Annotated in this window: 15 protein-coding genes and 1 pseudogene; 7 read left to right on the forward strand and 9 right to left on the reverse strand. The window is 71.1% G+C overall.

All coding sequences use genetic code 11. The annotated features are described in order from the left end of the window. The first annotated feature begins 466 nt into the window (after positions 1 to 466). Positions 467 to 739 carry a hypothetical protein gene (locus ACGF2V_RS30325; protein WP_362630061.1) on the forward strand — a complete coding sequence of 91 codons (273 nt, stop codon included), beginning with the start codon at positions 467 to 469 and terminating at the stop codon, positions 737 to 739. A 303-nt stretch (positions 740 to 1,042) separates the two neighbouring features. On the opposite strand, the pseudogene ACGF2V_RS30330 reads toward ACGF2V_RS30325, so the two are convergent. Both ACGF2V_RS30330 and ACGF2V_RS30335 read right to left on the reverse strand, forming a co-directional pair. Continuing rightward, positions 1,043 to 1,168, reverse strand: a pseudogene (locus tag ACGF2V_RS30330) (recombinase family protein); the annotation flags it as partial. A 78-nt stretch (positions 1,169 to 1,246) separates the two neighbouring features. Further along, positions 1,247 to 1,783: a PadR family transcriptional regulator gene (locus ACGF2V_RS30335; RefSeq protein ID WP_362630058.1), complete on the reverse strand. Its 537-nt coding sequence runs from the start codon at positions 1,781 to 1,783 to the stop codon at positions 1,247 to 1,249. An 80-nt stretch (positions 1,784 to 1,863) separates the two neighbouring features. Between ACGF2V_RS30335 and ACGF2V_RS30340 the strand changes: the two genes are divergently transcribed. Continuing rightward, positions 1,864 to 2,637, forward strand: coding sequence for an alpha/beta fold hydrolase (locus ACGF2V_RS30340; protein WP_362630056.1), 774 nt, complete (start codon positions 1,864 to 1,866; stop codon positions 2,635 to 2,637). A gap of 293 nt (positions 2,638 to 2,930) precedes the next feature. Here the strand turns inward: ACGF2V_RS30340 and ACGF2V_RS30345 are convergent, their stop codons facing one another. Then, positions 2,931 to 3,563, reverse strand: coding sequence for a type III effector protein (locus tag ACGF2V_RS30345; RefSeq protein WP_362711097.1), 633 nt, complete (start codon positions 3,561 to 3,563; stop codon positions 2,931 to 2,933). A 128-nt stretch (positions 3,564 to 3,691) separates the two neighbouring features. Here ACGF2V_RS30345 and ACGF2V_RS30350 point away from each other — a divergent pair, with 128 nt between their 5' ends. The 3 genes from ACGF2V_RS30350 (at position 3,692) to ACGF2V_RS30360 (ending at position 5,135) form a co-directional block, all read left to right on the forward strand. After that, positions 3,692 to 4,123 carry an Hsp20/alpha crystallin family protein gene (locus ACGF2V_RS30350; protein WP_362630052.1) on the forward strand — a complete coding sequence of 144 codons (432 nt, stop codon included), beginning with the start codon at positions 3,692 to 3,694 and terminating at the stop codon, positions 4,121 to 4,123. Between the two features lie 98 nt (positions 4,124 to 4,221). Next, a complete protein-coding gene (locus ACGF2V_RS30355; protein ID WP_362711095.1) occupies positions 4,222 to 4,617 on the forward strand; it encodes a DUF2267 domain-containing protein in 396 nt (131 codons plus the stop codon). A gap of 74 nt (positions 4,618 to 4,691) precedes the next feature. Next, on the forward strand, positions 4,692 to 5,135 hold the full coding sequence (locus ACGF2V_RS30360; protein ID WP_362630047.1) for a DUF2267 domain-containing protein: 444 nt from the start codon (positions 4,692 to 4,694) through the stop codon (positions 5,133 to 5,135). Positions 5,136 to 5,334: 199 nt separating this feature from the next. Here ACGF2V_RS30360 and ACGF2V_RS30365 read toward each other — a convergent pair whose 3' ends face one another. From ACGF2V_RS30365 to ACGF2V_RS30390, 6 genes are all read right to left on the reverse strand, one after another. After that, complete coding sequence (locus ACGF2V_RS30365; protein ID WP_362711093.1) at positions 5,335 to 8,166, reverse strand: hypothetical protein; 2,832 nt, start codon at positions 8,164 to 8,166, stop codon at positions 5,335 to 5,337. Continuing rightward, positions 8,163 to 9,275 carry an AAA family ATPase gene (locus ACGF2V_RS30370; RefSeq protein ID WP_362630041.1) on the reverse strand — a complete coding sequence of 371 codons (1,113 nt, stop codon included), beginning with the start codon at positions 9,273 to 9,275 and terminating at the stop codon, positions 8,163 to 8,165. The genes ACGF2V_RS30365 and ACGF2V_RS30370 overlap by 4 nt, the downstream gene beginning before the upstream one ends. A 151-nt stretch (positions 9,276 to 9,426) precedes the next feature. Then, the gene (locus ACGF2V_RS30375; protein WP_362630064.1) at positions 9,427 to 10,893 is read right to left on the reverse strand and encodes a VWA domain-containing protein; all 1,467 of its coding nucleotides are present in this window, start codon (positions 10,891 to 10,893) and stop codon (positions 9,427 to 9,429) included. A 176-nt stretch (positions 10,894 to 11,069) separates the two neighbouring features. Next, positions 11,070 to 12,461, reverse strand: coding sequence for a hypothetical protein (locus ACGF2V_RS30380; protein ID WP_362711091.1), 1,392 nt, complete (start codon positions 12,459 to 12,461; stop codon positions 11,070 to 11,072). After that, complete coding sequence (locus ACGF2V_RS30385; RefSeq protein WP_362630036.1) at positions 12,461 to 12,964, reverse strand: hypothetical protein; 504 nt, start codon at positions 12,962 to 12,964, stop codon at positions 12,461 to 12,463. Before ACGF2V_RS30385 ends, ACGF2V_RS30380 begins: the two co-directional genes overlap by 1 nt. 289 nt (positions 12,965 to 13,253) lie before the next feature. After that, entirely contained in the window at positions 13,254 to 14,471 is a 1,218-nt protein-coding gene (locus tag ACGF2V_RS30390; protein WP_362630033.1) for a PQQ-binding-like beta-propeller repeat protein, read from the reverse strand. Positions 14,472 to 14,976: 505 nt separating this feature from the next. Between ACGF2V_RS30390 and ACGF2V_RS30395 the strand changes: the two genes are divergently transcribed. Both ACGF2V_RS30395 and ACGF2V_RS30400 read left to right on the forward strand, forming a co-directional pair. Beyond that, positions 14,977 to 16,659, forward strand: coding sequence for an ABC-F family ATP-binding cassette domain-containing protein (locus ACGF2V_RS30395; protein WP_362630031.1), 1,683 nt, complete (start codon positions 14,977 to 14,979; stop codon positions 16,657 to 16,659). 82 nt (positions 16,660 to 16,741) lie between these two features. Further along, positions 16,742 to 18,484 carry an ABC-F family ATP-binding cassette domain-containing protein gene (locus ACGF2V_RS30400; protein ID WP_362711089.1) on the forward strand — a complete coding sequence of 581 codons (1,743 nt, stop codon included), beginning with the start codon at positions 16,742 to 16,744 and terminating at the stop codon, positions 18,482 to 18,484. Positions 18,485 to 18,733: the final 249 nt, after the last annotated feature.

The following is an 18,733-nucleotide window of genomic DNA, read 5'->3' on the forward strand; positions in this document are numbered from 1 at the left end:
CGCGGAGTGTTCAGCGACGAGATGCTGACACGCTGCGAAGAGATCATGCGTGCACGTCAGAGCAGTCTGGAGATGCATTCATCCCCGGCGTGAACGCCGGGGCTTTCCGCAAGAGTCCCGGTAATAGCCGTCCCGTCATCCGTGGCGGATCGGCGTACCGCCCCGGATCGGGTGGACACCCCATCGAACCCGGGGTCGTCCGCCCGCCACTGCGGCCTGGCCGTCCTCCATGGCCCTTGGGCCCGTCTCGGCGATCCCCAATGTGGCCGGCGTCAGCACACCTGACGGCAAATCAGGTGCCTGCGGCGGCCTCCCGGCGCGCCGGGGCCCGCTTCCGGCAGCGGGCCGCCCGGCCGGGAGAGCCCCCGGCCGGGCGGCCCGCTGGCACACTGGAGTCGGCCCTGCCATCCCGGTCGTCCCCGGTCGGCAGGGCCGTCCCGGAGACCGGACATCCCGGAGGACATTCATGACGTGCGGAAACTGCGGCGCGGCGGCGACTCAGGGGCCCGACGGGTCGTGGACCTGTTCCAACCAGTGCGGCTGGTCCTCGGCCACCCCTGCTGTCGCGATCACCCCCGAGATCACCACCACCCGCTGCCGCGGCTGCGACGCCCAGGTGTACGGGCTCGACGGGAGGTACGCCTGCGGCCTGTGCTCCTGGTCCAACCACTGGGACGAAGGCCACCGCCCGCTCCCCACCGCCGACCGGGCCGCCGGGGACGTCAACGTCCTGGAGTGAGCCCGGAGGTCCGAGGACGGGCCGATGCGGTTGCTTCAGGGCTGCATGGCGGGAGACGGCCCGAAAGGCAGGCCGGCTCCGTCCACCCGGCGGTTGACGCCCGGGACATGCTGACGCGCGTCTGGCCTGGCCTGGCGGGCCGACCTGGGAGTGGCACGTCCTACAGTCCCGGCTCTTGACCGATGCTGCGCACCGCACTGCTGCGGACGACGACGCGCTTCTGGCACGGTTGCACGCCCTCGCGTGGGGTTCACAGGGCGTGCCGGCCTCTCGTGGTGGTCTCCCGCGGGTGTCGCCGGGGTCGAGGAAGGCGTGGCACGCCTTCAGTTCGGGGCGCAGGGCATTCTTGCCGGACTTCTTGTCCGCGAAGGTCTTCCGGCACCCGGCGGCGGCGAGGACGTCGAGCTGCCGTTCGAGCTTCTGGCCGCCGGTGGAGACGCGGGTGGGTCGTTACGCCGTGTCAGCGCTCGGTGCCACTGCTGGGTGGTCGCCAGTTGCCGACGCCGTTCACTGCAAGCCGCGAACGGTGAGCGTCTTCAACGTCGTTGCCAGCCAGCCCACCTCTGCCTCGCTTGTTGCACGTGCGATCTTGAGAAGTCCCTGCCGGAAGGGGTCGTCGAGCTCTTCGGCTGCAAGCGGGCGTTCGCCTTCGTAGAAGAAGCTGCTGGGCTCTCGGAGGAAAGCCAGGCGACGCTGCAGTACGGCCGCCTGGTCGGCCGGGGTTTCCAGGTGGCGCAGGAAGGCCAGGACGGTGAACCAGTGGTTCTCGTCACTGATCGCGGTTCCGTCGGCTTCCCGCAGCCGACGGCGAAGCTCTTCTCGTCCCTGGTCGGTCAGGGTGAGCACATGCCGGGGAGCCGCTCTGCTGCCTGGTTCGGTCTGACGGCTCAGCCAGCCGGCCCGCTCCAGGCGTTTGATCGCCGGGTACAGCGTGCCGTCCGCGATCGGCCGGACATGACCGGTGAGGTGCGCCACACGCCGTTTCAGCTCGTAGCCGTGCAGCGGCTGGTTGAACAGGAAACCCAGAATCGCCAACTCCAACACGGCAGTATCATCCCACTCACGGCTATATATCGGTACCGATGTATAGTCGAGGCGATGCATTATCTGACCGAGGAGGAGCCATGCACGACGCTCAGGTGACGCCCAACGGGGCGCGGATCCGCTGGGTCGAGATACCCGGAGACCCTCGGCACACCCGGGTCTATCTGCACGGAATCGGCGCCTCGTCCAGCCCGTACTTTGCAGCCGCCGCCGTCCATCCGGACCTTGCCGGCCACCGGTCGCTGCTCGTCGACATGCTCGGCTTCGGCATCAGCGACCGACCTACCGACTTTGAGTACACCGTGGAAAACCACGCCGACGCTCTCGCCACGGCCCTTGAGGCGGCCCACGTCCAGGCGGCTGACGTCATAGCCCACAGCATGGGCGGCGCCGTGGCCATCGTGCTCGCCAGCCGCCATCCGCACCTGGTGTCCCGCTTGGTCCTGGTCGACGCCGTCCTCGATCCCATGACACCCGAGCCATGCTGGCCCGGCATCCGCGGCATCGCCGCCTACACCGAAGAAGACTTCCTCGCCGGAGGATGGCGGGAAGTCCGCGAGGCCGCCGGGCCGCACTGGTGGTCCACGATGCGGCTGGCCGGGCGCGAAGCGCTCCACCGCAGCGCCGTACACCTCGTCCGCGGCACCAGCCCCACCATGCGTGAACTCCTGCTGAGCCTGACGATCCCCCGCACCTACTTGCGTCCCGCAGGAGATGGCCCGCTCCCCGGTGAACAGCAGTTCCTCGAAAGAGGAATTTCCGTCGTGGCCGTACCGGAGTGCGGACACAACATCATGCTGGACAACCCCGAGGCGTTCGCGCAGCAGACCGCTCGCGCGCTGCAGCGCGTCTGAGCCCGTCCACCGTCCTCAGCGATCCACGGGAGACCACGGGATTGCAGATCGGTGCAGTTGCGTGGGATCGCCCGGTTTTCTGGGCCACAGCGGCGCTGGAAGAGGAACGGCATCGGTGCACTCCAGAGCCGTTCCAGACTGTCGTGGGCGGAGACCAGGGGCATGGCCTGCTGCCCCCGCCCGACGCGATGAATGAGCGCAGTGAGCACCTCGCCGAGCTCTGGTGAGACCAGCAGCAGCCGCTCCTGGTCGAGCTTGGACGGGGCGAGCTGGCCTTGGGACCACAGGTGGGTTCAGGGGGGCGTGAGAGAGTCGAGCCGGGCGGCGAGGTCGGGGTGGGCGGCTGCCAGGTAGGGGCGGGTGGCGGCCAGGGGGGCGATGAGGTCGGCGGGGTCGTCGTGGGCGAGGGCCGCTTGGAGTTTGTCGAGCGGGCGCCGGGCGGCGGCGGGCAGGCCGGTGAGGGCGGTGATCTGGCCCGCGATGCGGCGCAGGTCGGCGGCGTTGGCGCGGGCCCAGGCGGCGGTGGTGCGTTCGGCGGCCCTGGCCTGGCGGGTGGCCGTCACCCGCTGCTCGCCGGTGGTCCCGGCGGGGCCGGGGCGGCCGCGTAGATAGCGGCGTTCGGCTGCCTGGCGGCTGGCGACGCCGAGGGGAGGGGCGAGGTCGGCCCAGCTGGCGCCCGCGTCGCGGGCGGTTTCGATCAGGCCGGTCTCCCATCCGGCGAGCTGCTCGCGCACCTGCCGCAGCAGCATCAGGGAGGCCAGCGCCTGCTCCGGCCCGGGACCGGGACCGTCGGGCATGCCCGGAGAGTCCCGCTGGGCGTCGCGCAGGGCATCGTCTATGGCGTTCAGGGCCGCCGCGGCGGCCAGGAACGACGCCGGACTGTGGGCGTTCGTGCTGGTCGTGGACGGCTGGTCGGCTGCGGTCACGGACACCTCCCTCGGATTGTCATCACGTGGACGACACCATGTTTGTCATCCATTGGATGACATGTTACAACGGTGTCAGTGAGCGCATTGGCAGCAACTGCCTGAACCTTGCTGGAGGTGTTTTCACGATGTTGATGCGCACTGACCCCTTCCGTGAGCTGGACCGGCTGACGCAGCAGCTGATGGGCCCGGGTACCTGGTCGAGGCCGTCGGTGATGCCGATGGACGCCTACCGTGAGGGCGACGAGTACGTGGTGGCCTTCGACCTTCCCGGTGTCACCGCGGACGCGATCGACATCGACGTCGAGCGGAACATGCTCACCGTCAAGGCCGAGCGCCGGCCGGTGACGAAGGCCGACGACGTACAGATGGAGCTGTCCGAGCGGCCGCTGGGCGTCTTCTCCCGCCAGATCGTGCTCGCCGACACCCTCGACACCGAGCACATCAAGGCCGACTACGACGCGGGCGTGCTCACCCTGCGCATCCCGATCGCCGAGCGCGCCAAGCCCCGCAAGATCTCCGTCGGCGTCGGATCCGGCCACAAGGAGATCTCCGGCTGACACCGGCCGGACCGGTGCGGAGGACGGGCACACCTGATCTCCCCCTCCCCGCCCTCCGCACCCCCGTGAGCAGTCCGAAGAAGAAGGGGCGGCGTGAGATGACTCTGCGACGCGAAGCATTCCTCGACCACGTGAAGGAACGCGGCGAATACGGCACTGCGGAGGAAGCAGAGCGCGCGGCCCGCGTGGTGCTCGCCCTGCTCGGCGCGCACCTGGTCGGCGAAGTCCGCGCCCAGCTCGCGGCGCGCCTGCCAGAGAGCTTCGCCCTGATCCTGCTCAACCCGCTGCAGAGCGCAGAGCCGCTGCCCCCGGACCGCTTCGTCCGGGCGACCGCCGCCTGGATCGAAGGCGCCACCGCGCAGACCGCGGCCTGGGACGTCAGCGCCGTGCTGTCCACCGTCGCCGACGCCGCCGGCGAGGACCTGCTGGGCCAGATCCTGCTCCAGCTCCCCGCCGGCTACGACCTCCTCTTCGGCCGCCCCCAGCCCTCCTGACCATGACTGGTGGTGCCGCACTCCCGGCACCACCCACCCCACCCATCCCGGCTCCACGAAAGGCATGCACCGCAGTGATCTCCGACGCGCGCGTACCGCTTGAGCACCAGCAGCCGTACGGGACGGCGTATGAGCAGATGCTGGAGAAGGTCCGCTACGAGGGCGCCTACCCCACCCGCGAGAAGGCCGACGAAGCCGTCCGCTTGGTCCTCGCGGGGCTCGGACGCCGGCTGACCGGCGACGAACGCGTCGATCTCGCCGCTTGTCTGCCCCTGGAGGCCGCACGCGTGCTGACCGCGCAGATCCCCGACACCCAGCCGCTCACCGGCTGGGCCTTCGTCAAGGACCTCGCTGCCCGCACCGGCGCCTCCCTGGCCACGACCCGCTGGGATACCGGCTCCGTCTTCTCCGCCGTCGCCGCCTACGCCGAACCCGAACTGATCACCCGCATCCTCCACCAGCTCCCCCCCGGCTACGCCCTGCTGTTCGGCCGCGCCGAACTCACACCCGCCGCGTAGACGGCGACGTCCGGGGCGGACGCGACCGCCGCGACGCCGTCCGGTGTGACTCCGTTCCGGGGGCTCGTGCTGGTGACGGACGGCAGTCCGGGCTGTAGATCCTTCGCTCGGCAGATCCTGGCCCAGGGTGCCCGGGGCATATGCCTCGGGCCTCCCCGTCCGGTGGACGCTCCCCCAGCGACCGCGGGCCCGTCCGCCGTCACGCACCCGCCAGCAGGGCCTCCAGCGCCACTGCCGTCTCCGGGTGGCGGCCGACGAGCGCCGCACCCGACGGGCCGGTCTCCACCGCCTCCCAGCTCCCGTCGCAGCCCAGCAGGCTCGCCACCGCGTCGCAGGTCGCGGGGTGGGCGGCGAGCAGCGCGACGCCCCGGGCCGCGGCCGTGCCCTGTATCGGACGTACGGCTTCCGGTTCCGGGCGGGCCCGCCACGGCGGGACCCACTCGTCCAGGGCCGCGAGCCGGCCGGGAAAGATCCGTCCGGCCTCACGGATCAGCAGCGGTGCCAGTTCCGTACCGCTCGCCCGCAACGTGCTGATCAGGGTCGGCAGCCACGGCAGCAGCACCGGGTCCGGCAGCCGCCCGAACGCGTTCGACACCGCCTCCACGACGAAGTCGGTGAGGCCCGGCACGGGCTCCAGTGCATGCACGAAACCACTGAGATAGCGCGGATAGGCGGGCACCACGAGGGGGTTGGCGAGCAGTTCGTCGCACCGTGCCCGCAGCTCGGCGCGGGAGAGAAGCCCGAGGTGGTTCCGGGCCGCCCACAGCAGCGCCGTCTTCGACGGGTCCTCGGGGTGCGACTGGGCGACCGCCAGCTCCAGCTGGGCCCGGTCGCAGCCCAGGGACAGGGCCAGGCTCTCCATGCTGAACAGGAAGCCCAGCATCGCCGCCACCTGGCGGACGGTGGCGTCCTCGTCGGCGAACGCCGTCGGCAGCAGGGTGCAGTAGTGCGCGTAGCCCGCCTTGACGAAGGACTCGATCCACGGCGGCAGCACCGGCTCACTGGTGCGGTAGTAGGCCAGAAGTCCGCGTACCCGGCGCAGCACCTCCGGTGCGTCGTCGACGCTGCGTTCGGTGGCGAGCACCTCCAGGGCGCGGGTGCCCAGCTCGTCGGCGAGGCGGCGGCTGCGCAGATAGAGGGTCGCGTCCTCGACGGTCTCCAGGACGGTCGCCGCGGTGGCGTGGGGACCGTACGCCGTGCGGCGCAGGCGCTGTTCCAGGACCTGTTCGAGGCTGACGCCCTCGTAGCCGAGTTCGATGAGGGCCCGCTGGTGGGTGCCGAGCGCCAGGTCCCACGACTCCTGGATCGGGCGTTCGCCGAGCCGGCGCTCGCCCATGATCGGCCGTGCGGCGCCCTGCGGCATCAGGCGGCGCAGCATCCACAGCACGTCGGAGCATCGCTCCAGTTCGGGCTGGGCGGCGATGTTCAGCAACGCCCGCTGTACGCCGCGTTGCTGGAGCTTCAGGTTCAGCGGCGCGAGCCGGTCGTGCACGTCGCGCGCCAGGGGCGGCAGCGCGTCGTAGCCGACCTGTCCGACGCGGTCGCCGCCCATCATGATCTCGACCAGGCGGCGCACGTCGCGCCGGCCGGGCACGGTGTCCTTCTCGATGCAGGTGACCGCCGCGTCCTGGAAGTCGTACGGCGTGGGCCTGGCCCGGTCGCGCATCCCGGCGAGCAGGATCGACGTCTCGAACACCGCGATGGCGTCGGCGGTGGAGGCGAGATAGCCGTTGCGACGGGCGGCGCGCACGATCTCCACGGACCAGCCGAGCAGTTCGGCCTCGTCCAGGCGGTCCAGTACGGGTGGTTGCCGCAGGAAGCCGGTCAGCTTGTCGGAGGCCGGGACCGGCGCCACGGGGGTGGCCTCCGGCACGGAGGCCGCCGGGGCCGCGGCCTTCTTGGGCTTTGTCTTCTTCGTACCGTTCTGGCCTGCCAGGCGGTACGGCTTGACGCCGGTGCGTTTGAGGTTCTTCGCCCAGACCGTCGCGGCGATCGACACCGACCCCGCGGCGAGGCCGAACTGCGCCTCGATCGCCGCGTGGCTGGACGGGATCAGCCCGTACTGCCAGGTGGTGGCGGTACGCGGGCCGATCTCGAAGGTGTCGGTGCCGTGCACGCCGAATTCCTCGACGCGGCTGACCGCGTGGAAGGCTCCGCAGACGTAGAGGCAGTCGGCGGGGTCGGTGCCGGTCGCGGCCAGGTGCTCGCGCATCCTGGTCCACATGTGGCGTTCGCGGTCCTCGTCCACGCGTACCCGGTGGGGGTCGCCGGGGGCGAGGCGCCGGAAGAGGCTGCCGATCAGGAGCATGACCTGGCGGTAGGTGTCGTGGTCGCTGCCGCGGTCGCCGAGCGGCAGCTCGACGTACTGGTGCCACCACTCCGACCAGTGCCGCACCTTGCCGTGGCGCAGCAGGTGCTCCTCCAGTTCGGCGAAGCGCGGGCGCAGGTCGCCCAGTTCCACGCCGACCGCGTCGCCGTGGAGCGCGGCCTCCTCCTCGGCGGGCGGCGCGTCCGCGTCCGCGTCGGCGGGTTCCGCGGTCTGCGTACCACGCGTGTCCCACTGGAAGACGTGGTCCGAGGAGCGGTCGACGAGGACGAGTTCGACGCCGGGGGTGTCGAGGGCGTAGGCGATCGCCTGGTACTCGGCCGAAGCCTCGGTGATCGGTGCGACGACCGACAGCGGGGACCACTCGGCGGGGAAGCCGTCGACCTCGGTCGCGAACGCCTGGACCGCGACCGGGAGGCGGCAGTTGCGCAGCTCGGTCAGCAGCGGTGCCATGTCCTCGCACAGCTCCAGGTAGACGACCTTGGGCTGCTTCTCGCGCAGGCGGCGGGCCATCGCGGTCGCCGAGGCGGGCGAGTGGTGGCAGACCGGGAAGACCTCCAGCGGTTCGCGCACCGCGCGGTCGACGTCGTCGACGATGCCGAGGAGAATGCCTTCGAGGGCGTCGGGTCCGTCGGCGAACGTCGCGGCGGCTTCCTGGAGCTGCGCGCGCAGTGTCGCGAAGGTCCCCTCGTGGGCGGCGCTCATGACAGGGTGGCGATCGCGTCGCGGCCGCCCTCCAGGAACTCCGGCCAGGATCCGCCTTCCTCCTTGCTGCGGGGCTCGACGACGCCGTGCAGGTACTTGTTGAGGATGGCCAGGTCCTCGGGCTCGCGCCGGGCCAGCGACCCGACGAGCGAGGAGGCCAGGGTGCGGGCGGTCAGGGCGCGCTCACCGAAGAAGTTGCTGTGCAGGATCGCGTCCTCCAGCACACCGATCTGTTCGGCGGTGGACAGCGCGGACTCCAGCTTCTCGTCGTCGCTGCCGGCCGCCGCCGCCGAGGCGCGCAGGTCCGCGAAGCTCTGCAGCAGCACGTCCAGCAGCGTCGGCGGGACGTCCAGCTCTATCTGGTGACGGCGCAGCAGTTCCTCGGTGCGGAAGCGGACGATCTCCGTTTCGCTCTTCTTGTTCGTCACCACGGGGATGCGTACGAAGTTGAAGCGGCGCTTGAGCGCCGAGGACAGGTCGTTGACGCCCCGGTCGCGGCTGTTGGCGGTGGCGATGATCGAGAAGCCGGGCTTGGCGAAGACGATGCCGTCGCTGTCCAGTTCGGGGACCGAGATGTACTTCTCGGACAGGATCGAGATCAGCGCGTCCTGGACGTCACTGGTGGAACGGGTGAGCTCCTCGAAGCGGCCGATCGCGCCGGTCTCCATCGCGGTCATGATCGGCGAGGGGATCATCGACTCCCGGGACTGGCCCTTGGCGATGACCATGGACACGTTCCAGGAGTACTTGATGTGGTCCTCGGTGGTGCCGGCCGTGCCCTGCACCACCAGGGTGGAGTTGCGGCTGATCGCGGCGGACAGCAGCTCGGCCAGCCAGCTCTTGCCGGTGCCGGGATCGCCGATGAGCAGCAGGCCGCGGTCGGAGGCGAGGGTGACGATGGAGCGCTCGACGAAGCTGCGGTCGCCGAACCACTTCTGGGAGATCTCGCGGTCCAGGCCGTCGGCGCGCTCGGAGCCCAGGATGAACAGGCGGACCATCTTCGGGGACAGCCGCCAGGAGAACGGCTTGGGGTTGTCGTCGATGGACTCCAGCCAGTCCAGCTCCTCGGCGTACTTGATCTCGGCGGGGGCGCGCAACAGCTCGGACATATCAGGGCCTTTCTCAATGAATTCAGCAGCTTTGGCGGACTTGGCAGGCTTGGCGGGCCGACGGAACCAGCGGACCCGGCGAAACCAGGCGGATCCAGGCAGATCCAGGCAGATCCAGGCAGATCCAGGCAGATCCAGGTAGATCCAGGATCTAGGTGAGGAACGTCTTGAGCTCGTGGACGAGCTTGCGGATGTGACCGGAGATCACCGGGGTGCCGAGATCCTTGAAACGCTCGCGGAACCACGGGTTGACGCTGGCACGGCCGGAGCTGGTCACCGAGCCGACCGGGATGAACTTGGCCCCCGAGCGGTGAATGGCGGTCATGCTCTCGAACAGCGGCTCGCTCCGCCATTCGTAGAAGTCCGAGATCCACACCACGACCGTGTTGCGGGGCTCGGCGATCTTCGGTTGGGCCAGTGCCATGGCGACCGTGCCGTCCGTGCCGCCGCCGAGGTTGGTGCGCAGCAGGGTCTCGAAGGGGTCGTGCACCCAGGGGGTGAGGTCGAGGGCCTGTGTGTCGTACGCGATCAGGTGGACGTCCACCTTCGGCAGCCCGGCGAAGATCGACGCCAGGATGGTGCAGTTGACCATGGAGTCGACCATCGAGCCGGACTGGTCGACGACGACGATCAGCCGCTGGGGCATCGTCTTGCGGACGGTGTGCCGGTAGTAGAGACGGTCGACGTAGAGCCGTTCCTCCTCGGGGCTCCAGTTGGTGAGGTTCTTCCAGATCGTGCGGTCGAGGTCGAGGTTGCGGAAGACGCGTTTGGGCGGGATGGAGCGGTCCAGGGCTCCGACCGTCGCCTTCTCCACCTGTGTGCGCAGCACCTCGGCGACCTCGTCGACGAAGCGGCGGATCAGGGCCTTGGCGTTGGCCAGGGCCACGCCGGAGAGGTTGTTCTTGTCCCGCAGCAGCTGCTCGATCAGCGACATGCTCGGGGTGAGCTGTGCGGCGAGCGCGGGGTCGGCGAGCACCTCGCGCAGATGCATGCGTTTGACGAGGTCCGCTTCGAGGGCGCCCAACTCCGGGCCGATGGCCGGGATGAGCCGGCTGAGATCCGGGTTCGTGCCCCGGGCACCGGTGCCGGTGGGGCTGACGCCGGGTCCTGCGGCGCCTCCGCCGGTACGGCCGCCGCCGCGCCCGCCGCGCAGCTCGCCGGGCCTGCAGCCGAGCGCGCGCTCCAGCCAGCCCGCGTCGGACTGCCAACACGCCAACTGTCCGGCGGTGACCGTGCCGGAACCGGTGGCGAAGACATTGAGCAGCACCTTCGAGACCAGTGCCGCGCGCCGTACTTCGGCGGCCCGGTCGCGCACGCCCTCGCCTTCGTCGTCGTCGCCGTCCGGTACCGGGGCGGGTGCCATCAGGCCGTCGAACTCGTCGGCCAGCCCCGGGTGGCGCTGCACCACCGAGTCGACGGACGCCTGCGGATCCAGCAGCGCGGACGGCAGGCCGATGTCCTCGACGACGGCGAGGCTCGCCGATTCCAGCGTGGGCTGCTCCTCGTGGTCGAAGAGGCGGGCGAGGAGCCGCCAGTACAGGACCTGGCGGCGGTTGTCGTAAGGGTCCGCCGCAGAGCCCCCGTCGCAGTCCGCAGGAGGCGCCCCGTCGGGGTCCACCGCGGTGTCCGCCGCGGGGGTGTCACCGGATCGCGCCGCGGGGGTGTCACCGGATCGCGCCGCGGGGGTGTCGTCGTCGTGCGTCGCGGGGCTGTCGTCGGGTCGTGTCACAGAGGACGCGTCGAGCTCCGCTCCAGGCTTGTCGCCGAGTTCTTCCGTCTCGGGAGTACGTTCGGTCACTTCCGCAGCAGCCTTCCGGCTCGCTCCCGCAGCACCGACGTGGCGTCGGTGGCGGCCTTCTCGGCCTTGACGCCCGCCTTGTCGGCCGTGCCCCCGGCCCATCCCCCGGCGTGGACCGCGACGGTCTTCTTCCGCACGGTCGTCTCGACGGCCAGCGGCTGGACACCGAACGCTCCGTCGTCCCAGCGCAGCAGACCGATGCACGCCCCGGACGCCGCCACGGCCTCGGGGGTCAGCGGCCCGGCGACGGGGATGCGGTCGGTGTCGACGACGAGGGGGCGCCCGGCGACGGTGAACGTCAGGGCCCCTTCGTCGTCCTTCCTGGCGGTGTAGCCCTCCAGGAAGACGGGCACGGCAATGCGCACCGGGTGCCGGTCCAGCGGCGCGGTCACCACGTCGGCCGCGGTGGGCAGGGCGACGCGGGCGGTGACGAAGGCGTCGGCGGGCTCACCGGGTCGGGCGTGCTCGTCACTCCAGATCAGGTCGCCCTCGGCGGTGACGGGCATGTCGGTGAGGTCCATCGAGCGGCCCTCGCCCGCGGCTGCCAGGAGCGACAGGTGCGGACGGAGCAGCTGCCAGACACCGGCTCCGACGACGGTGTCGGGTTTCGGTACGGCGACGGCGGCGCGCACCAGGCGGGGTGCCGTGCCGTCGGCGGGCTCGAACACCGCGTGGACCTGGGCCTGCGCGGCGGTCGGATGTTCCTGGAGGTCGACGCCGAGGGGCAGGAGGCGGCCCGTGGCCGTACCGGTGGCGGGTGTACCGGCCGCGCCGGGCAGCGTCAGCAGCAGGGCACGGGACCACAAGTCGGCCCAGCGGCGTTCCGGGATTTTCTCCAGTGTGGCCCCCGGGCAGGACGCGGCGAGTTCGGCGGCGAAGCCGTCGAGGAGCGTCGCCGGGCGGCGCAGGGCCGGGTCCGCAAGCATGGCGGAGACGGCCTGGGCCGCCCCGGAGACCAGCTCGTGGTCGATGCCCTGCCATCCGGCACGCGCCAGGTCGGACAGCCAGGAACGGGCGGCGGCGAGCAGGTTGGCCGCGTGCTGCCCGTCGGACGCGGGGACGGTCTCCTCGACGCGGGGACGGCCGGTCGCCTCCTCGACGCGGGCCATCAGTGCGTCGTGGACGGAGCCCAGGAGTGCGGTGCGGGCGGCGGCGAGGGCGATGAAGTGGTCCTCCCCGGCGGCTCCGGCCGCCGCCTTCTCGGCCGCCTCGGCGGCCCGGGCGGCGAGCGGCGTCCCCGCGACGGCGTGCGCCAGCTCGGTCAGGCCGGTGGCCTGGGCGGGCTGCGGGCGGAGCAGTCCGGTGACGAGGACCCGGTCGAAGGCGTCGACGGCCGCCAGTGCCTCGTCGAGCCCGGGAATGGTCTCCGCGAGCAGGTCGGTACGCATCACGCCACCGCCCTGGTCGGCGGGAACCACTGCATCTCCGGCAGAGGTGCGGTGGTCGGGGCGAGTTCCAGATACGCCAGGTGGCGCAGGAACCGGCTGAAGACGGACGCGGCGGCCGCGGTGTCCCCCTGCGGCGGACGGGCCGCGGTCATGCCGGCGGTGATGCCCTGCGCCGTCGGCTCCGCGTCCGCCGTGTCGACCTTCAGGTAGCGGGCGACGCGCTCGGCGCCGTACTGAAGCACCGCCTCGGTGATCAGGGACCCGATGTGTTTGCAGAATGAACCGCGTGCGCCGCCGCAGGGACGGTTGTTGTTGGTGCTGCAGGTGAACGCGAACGTGCCGACGGCGACCGACGAGACATAGACCCGTGCGATGTCCGAGCCGCTGGACACCACGCCCTGCAAGCGTCCGTCGGCCAGCTCGACGAACGGAACCTTGGCGAGCTTGCGCGGCCGGGCGGGCGGTATGACCCGTGCCGTGCTCGACCTCTCCCGAACTGACAACGCACCATCTCCTATGCACCAAGGGGTTTTCCACGCCACGTCGGCGGGACACTGATCAACATAGTTGCGACCACTGACAACGCCCGATCGCGCGCGTGCGGCAGCGCCCCGCGCAGCCGTCCGCACGGCCGTCCGCAAGGCACCGGGCGAGGTCGTGGAAGAGGAAGAGGGCCGGGACCGGAGGGTCCGTGACCAGAGCATGACGGGACCGGAGCGTGACCGGCCCGGACCGCCGCACGCAACGGCCCCGGAGCCACTGGTGGGTCCGGGACCGTCCCGTGCGACGGCGTCACACGGCGGGGAGGGCGGTCAGCTTCTTCCCGTGCAGGGCGACCAGACGCTTCCCCTGGGCCGTCAGGTACCACTTCTGGATGTCGCCGGTGCCGTCGTTGTACGTCCAGCGCAGCTTTCCGCCCGCGGCGTCGAAGGCGTGGATGCCGCCGTCCTCGTCGAACTCGGTCGCCCCGTAGAGGGTGCCGCCGACCTTGGCGAACTTCCAGGGGTAGGCGGTGTCCAGGAGGTCGGTGTTGTGCCAGACCTTCTTCCCCGTCGCGGGGTCGACCGCCCACAGGCCATGGACGCTGTCGGAGGCGTAGAGAACGCCGTCCAGGACCGCCGGGTCGTTGAAGCGGCTGAACTCCTCGGAGGCGAGCGACCAGCGTTCCTTGCCGTCGGCCAGCTCGAAGGCGCGCAGCCGGCGCCCGTCGGCGAGGATGACCAGGCCGTCGTGGACGGCGAACTCGCGGTTGTTGGACCGGCCGATCTTCTTCGTCCAGGTCTGCCGTCCGGTCCTGGTGTCGCGGACGGTGAGGTTCTCACGGAAGTCGGTGTAGACGAGGCGGCCGTCGACGGCCACGGCGGTGATGCCGGTCTCCTCCGTGCCGTGGTCGCGCTGCTCGCGCCAGGCGACCTTGCCGGTTGTGGTGTCGATCGCGGCGACGACGTTGTCCGGCGTCCTGAAGTCCTTGTCCAGGATGCCCCCGGTGACATAGACGTGGTCGTCGTCCGCGGCGATCGGCCGCGGCTGCGCGTACTGACTGCCCAGCCGGCTGCGCCAGGTCTCCTTGCCCGTCGCGGGGTCCAGGCCGACGACGTTCCCGTCGTACTCGGCGCTGGCGAGGTAGAGCGTGCCGGAACCCATGAGCAGGGCGGCTCCGGGGGTGGTGACGCCGTTGCGGGACCACACTTCCTTTCCGTTGGCCATGTCACGTGCCACCAAGGGGTCGCCGGACACGATGACCACGTCGCCCACCACGGCGAGCGCATCATTTCCGGACAGGCCGTCGTTGGCTGCGGGGGCCTGCCACAGGGCCCGGGGACCGGTGCCCGCCGGAGGGGTGGTGAAGGAGTCCTTGTTCCCGCCCCCTCCCGGTTCCCGCGTGGCACCGCCACCGCGGGGTTCGTCCTCCGGTGCGCATCCCCACACGCCCGCCCCGAGCAGCGCCAGTCCCAGGCCCTTGCCCGCGAGTCTCATCACCCGGCGGCGTGACACGTCGTCTCGGCTCATGGTCTCGTTCCCCGTCTCCTGCGAAATCCGTGTCCTGTGTGCCCGGTGGCACCTGGAGCCGGGTCAGAGTAACCAGCGGGTTTCGGCCAACTGAGGGAACGGGACGCGACCGGGACAGCCCTGTGACTCGTTCGTCACGGCGAAACACGGGCGAGGAAGTGCCAGGGCGCCGACGGGATACGCGGGCCCCGGCCGCACACTGTCCGGGCGACCTGTGCTCCATACGCCGGGCCGGGCCGTCACCGCCCCCGGCCGTCGCGGCGGCTCGGAAAAAACCAGGAGCCAGCCGCGTCGGCACTGCTAAAGTCATGGCGACGTTGATCGTGTATCGAGGAGACCAGACGTGGTAGGGGACGACGACATCTCGGGGTGAGATCCCGCTCCGACAGGCCACCGGCCGATGCCCAGAGGCATCGCGTCACCGTTGTGGCCCGTTTCGTCGTTCCCTCTGTCCATGTCCCGGGCACCTGTCTCTGCCTGCCCGTATTCCCTTTGAGGTCTCCCCATGTCAGACGCCTCCGTCATCTGCTCCCACCTGTCCTTCTCCTGGCCCGACGGCACCCCCGTCTTCAAGGACCTGTCCTTCGCCCTGGGCGGCGGCCGGACGGGCCTGGTCGCTCCCAACGGCTCCGGCAAGAGCACCCTTCTCAAGCTGATCGCCGGTGAGCTGCGGCCCGGCGCCGGGTCCGTTTCCGCGGTCGGCACGCTCGGTTACCTTCCGCAGGCCCTCCCCCTGACCGCCGACCTCACGGTGGCCGAGGTCCTGGGCGTCGCCGCGGTGATCCGGGCCCTGGACGCCGTGGAGTCCGGGGACGTGAGCGAGGAACACTTCGCGACCATCGGCGACGACTGGGACATCGAGGAGCGCACCCGGGCCCAGCTGGACCGGCTCGGCCTCGACGGTCTCACCCTCGACCGGAGCCTGAGCACGCTCAGCGGCGGCCAGATCGTCTCGCTCGGCCTGGCGGCCCAGCTCCTGAAGCAGCCCGACGTACTACTGCTCGACGAGCCGACCAACAACCTCGACCTCGACGCCCGGCACAAGCTCTACGACGTACTGGGTGACTGGAGCGGCTGTCTCCTGGTGGTCAGCCACGACCGGGCACTGCTCGACCGCATGGAACGCATCGCGGAACTGGAAAGCGGTCAACTGCGCTTCTACGGAGGTAACTTCACCGAGTACGAAGCCGCCGTGCAGGCCGAGCAGGAGGTCGCCGAGAAGAACGTCCGCAGCGCCGAGCAGGAACTGAAGCGGGAGAAGCGGGAGATGCAGCAGGCCCGCGAACGCGCCGAGCGCCGCGCCAGCAACGCCGCCCGCAACCTCAAGAACGCGGGCCTGCCGCGCATCTTCGCCGGAAACATGAAGCGGGGCGCCCAGGAGGCCGCGGGCCGGTCGGGGCAGATGCACGCCTCCCGGGTCAGCGAGGCCAAGGCCCGGCTGGACGAGGCGGGGCGCGCCCTGCGCGACGAGCAGCGGATCACCCTGGATCTGCCGGACACCGACGTGCCCGCCGGACGCACCCTCTTCCTGGGCGAGGGAATGCGGGTCCAGCACGGGGAACGTCCCGTGTTCGCCGGTGAGGGCGTCGACCTGACCATCCGCGGCCCCGAACGCATCGCCCTGACCGGTCCCAACGGCGCCGGCAAGACCACACTGCTGCGTCTGATCAATGGCGATCTGAGGCCGGACGAAGGAACGCACGAAGGAACAGGCGGCGGACCGGGCGACGGACCGGTCGGCGGGCGGATCAAGCGGGCCGACGGCCGGATCGCGTATCTTTCGCAGCGGCTGGACCTGCTGGACCTCGACCGCAGCGTCGCCGAGAACTTCACCGCGTTCGCCCCGCACCGGCCGGAGGCGGAACGGATGAACCTGCTCGCGCGCTTCCTCTTCCGGGGTTCTCGCGCCCACCTCCCCGTGGGCGTCCTCTCCGGCGGCGAGCGGCTGCGGGCCACCCTGGCCTGTGTCCTGTGCGCCGAACCGGCCCCGCAACTGCTGCTCCTGGACGAGCCGACGAACAACCTCGACCTGGTCAGCGCGGGCCAGTTGGAGAGCGCGCTGGGCTCCTATCGGGGAGCGTTCATGGTGGTCAGCCACGACGAACGCTTCCTCGCCCGGATCGGAGTGAACCGTTGGCTGCGGCTGGCCGACGGTGAGCTGAGGGAGACGGGGGCGCCGCAGGTGTGAGCCGCTGACGTGTCGGCCGGGCCCGCGTCCGAGGTGTGTCACCCCGCGGGCCGCGTAACACCAACCACGTCAGGTGGATCACATGTCCCCATCCGCCCTGCTCGCACACGACATCGTCCGTACGCTCGGGACCAGGCGCGTCCTCGACGGGGTGTCGCTCACCGCCTCCCCCGGCCGTCGCATCGGCCTGATCGGGGAGAACGGAGCCGGCAAGTCGACGCTGCTGCGCCTGCTCGCCGGGGTCGACGAACCGGACGCCGGGAGCATCACGCGCCCGGCCGACCTGGGTTTCCTGCACCAGGAGATGCCGTTCGACTCCGTGTCGACGGTGGCCGACGTGCTGGACGACGCCCTGCGCGAGGCCCGCGCCGACCTGGCCGAGCTCGAACGCCTCGCCGACCTGCTCGCCCGCGTCCCGGAGGACTCCCCCGGCCACGGCGAACTGCTCGACGCGTACGGTCGACGGCTGGAACGGGCCCGGGAACGGGCGTCCTGGGACGCCGACCGGCGTGCCACGATCACGCTCGACGGGCTCGGCCTCGCCGCACTCGGACACGACCGGGCCCTCGGCACCCTCTCGGGCGGACAGCGCAGTCGCCTGGCGCTGGCCGCCCTGCTGGTCCGGCGTCCCTCCGCGCTGCTGCTCGACGAACCGACCAACCACCTCGACGACGGCGCCGCCGCGTTCCTGGAGGCGCGGGTGCGCGAACTGCCCGGCGTCGTGGTGGTGGCCAGCCACGACCGGGCCTTCCTCGACGCCGTGTGCACGGATCTGATCGACCTCGATCCGGCGATGGACGGTCCCGTCCGGTACGGCGGCACCTACAGCGCCTACCAGGCGGAGAGGCACGCCGAACGACAACGCTGGGAGCGGCGGTACGCGGAGGAGCAGGAGGAACTGGCGGCGCTGCGTCGGTCGGCGCGGGTGACCGCTCGCGTGGTCGCCCCGAACCGCGAACGGCGGGACAACGAGAAGATGATGTACGGCCTTCGGGGCGAGCGGGTGCAGAGCCAGATCGCGCGGCGGGTGCGCAATGCCACCCGCAGACTGGACGAGCTGGAGCGCGGGCAGGTCGGTGAGCCGCCGCGACCGCTGCGGTTCCGCGTCACCGCGCTCGCCCAGGGAACGGGACCCTCGGACGAAACTCCCGGCGCCCACGAAACTCCGGGCGCTCTGGGCGCTCCCGGTAATCCCGACGCCCACGCATCTCCCGGTGCTCCCGGGGCTCCGGGCACTCCCGGCGTCCCCGGCGTTCTGGGCGCGGTCGTATCCCTGCGCGACGTGTGCCTGCCGGGTCGGCTGGAGGTCGCGCGGCTGGACGTGTCGGCGACCGAACGCCTCCTCGTCACCGGCGCCAATGGGGCGGGGAAGTCGACGCTCCTGTCCGTGCTCGCCGGGCGGCTCGCGGCCGGGGGCGGCGTACGGCGGAGGCCGGGGCTGTCCGTGGGGCTGCTGTCGCAGGACACCGTGTTCGCGCGGCCCGAACGCACCGTGCGCGACACCTACGCGCTCCAGCTCGGTGCCGAACGGGCGGAGGAGGTCCCGCTGGCCTCGTTGGGGCTGATGCACGAGCCGGACCTGGAGAAGCCGGTCGGTCAGCTTTCGGTCGGCCAGCGTCGGCGGCTCGCGCTGGCGCTGCTCGTGGCACGCCCTCCGGAGCTGCTGCTCCTGGACGAGCCCACGAACCACCTGTCTCCGCGCCTGTGCGACGAATTGGAGGATGCCCTGGGCGCCGGGCCCGGCGCGATCGTCCTGGCCAGCCACGACCGCTGGCTGCGAAGGCGCTGGCAAGGCCGCGAGTTCCGGCTGCGCCCGGCACGGTGAGCGCCCGGCACGGCGAAGGCCCGCGCTCGGGCGTGACTGGTCAGGCCGTCCGTGAGCCGAGCAGCGCCCGGGCCTCGCACTGCGGGGCTCACGGGTTGGTGTCCAGCGGCCTGCTCCATTCCTCGTCGCGGTCGTTCAGGTGGAGCGTGTGGCGTTGACTTCCGCTCCCCGGGCTAGAGCCCGGGGATTCCTACCACGGTCGGCTGACCGTCTCGGTGGGTTCCTGTTTCACCGCGCTGCGCCGGGACG

Origin of the sequence: Streptomyces sp. NPDC047982, from assembly GCF_043204165.1 — a bacterium.
Classification (GTDB): domain Bacteria; phylum Actinomycetota; class Actinomycetes; order Streptomycetales; family Streptomycetaceae; genus Streptomyces.

What these genes read in the sequence shown, in the direction of transcription:
- ACGF2V_RS30325 (WP_362630061.1), top strand. Translation starts at nt 467, where the DNA reads ATGACGTGCGGAAACTGCGGCGCGGCGGCGACTCAGGGGCCCGACGGG.
- ACGF2V_RS30340 (WP_362630056.1), top strand. Translation starts at nt 1,864, where the DNA reads ATGCACGACGCTCAGGTGACGCCCAACGGGGCGCGGATCCGCTGGGTC.
- ACGF2V_RS30350 (WP_362630052.1), top strand. Translation starts at nt 3,692, where the DNA reads ATGTTGATGCGCACTGACCCCTTCCGTGAGCTGGACCGGCTGACGCAG.
- ACGF2V_RS30355 (WP_362711095.1), top strand. Translation starts at nt 4,222, where the DNA reads ATGACTCTGCGACGCGAAGCATTCCTCGACCACGTGAAGGAACGCGGC.
- ACGF2V_RS30365 (WP_362711093.1), bottom strand. Translation starts at nt 8,166, where the DNA reads ATGAGCGCCGCCCACGAGGGGACCTTCGCGACACTGCGCGCGCAGCTC.
- ACGF2V_RS30370 (WP_362630041.1), bottom strand. Translation starts at nt 9,275, where the DNA reads ATGTCCGAGCTGTTGCGCGCCCCCGCCGAGATCAAGTACGCCGAGGAG.
- ACGF2V_RS30380 (WP_362711091.1), bottom strand. Translation starts at nt 12,461, where the DNA reads ATGCGTACCGACCTGCTCGCGGAGACCATTCCCGGGCTCGACGAGGCA.
- ACGF2V_RS30390 (WP_362630033.1), bottom strand. Translation starts at nt 14,471, where the DNA reads ATGAGCCGAGACGACGTGTCACGCCGCCGGGTGATGAGACTCGCGGGC.
- ACGF2V_RS30395 (WP_362630031.1), top strand. Translation starts at nt 14,977, where the DNA reads ATGTCAGACGCCTCCGTCATCTGCTCCCACCTGTCCTTCTCCTGGCCC.
- ACGF2V_RS30400 (WP_362711089.1), top strand. Translation starts at nt 16,742, where the DNA reads ATGTCCCCATCCGCCCTGCTCGCACACGACATCGTCCGTACGCTCGGG.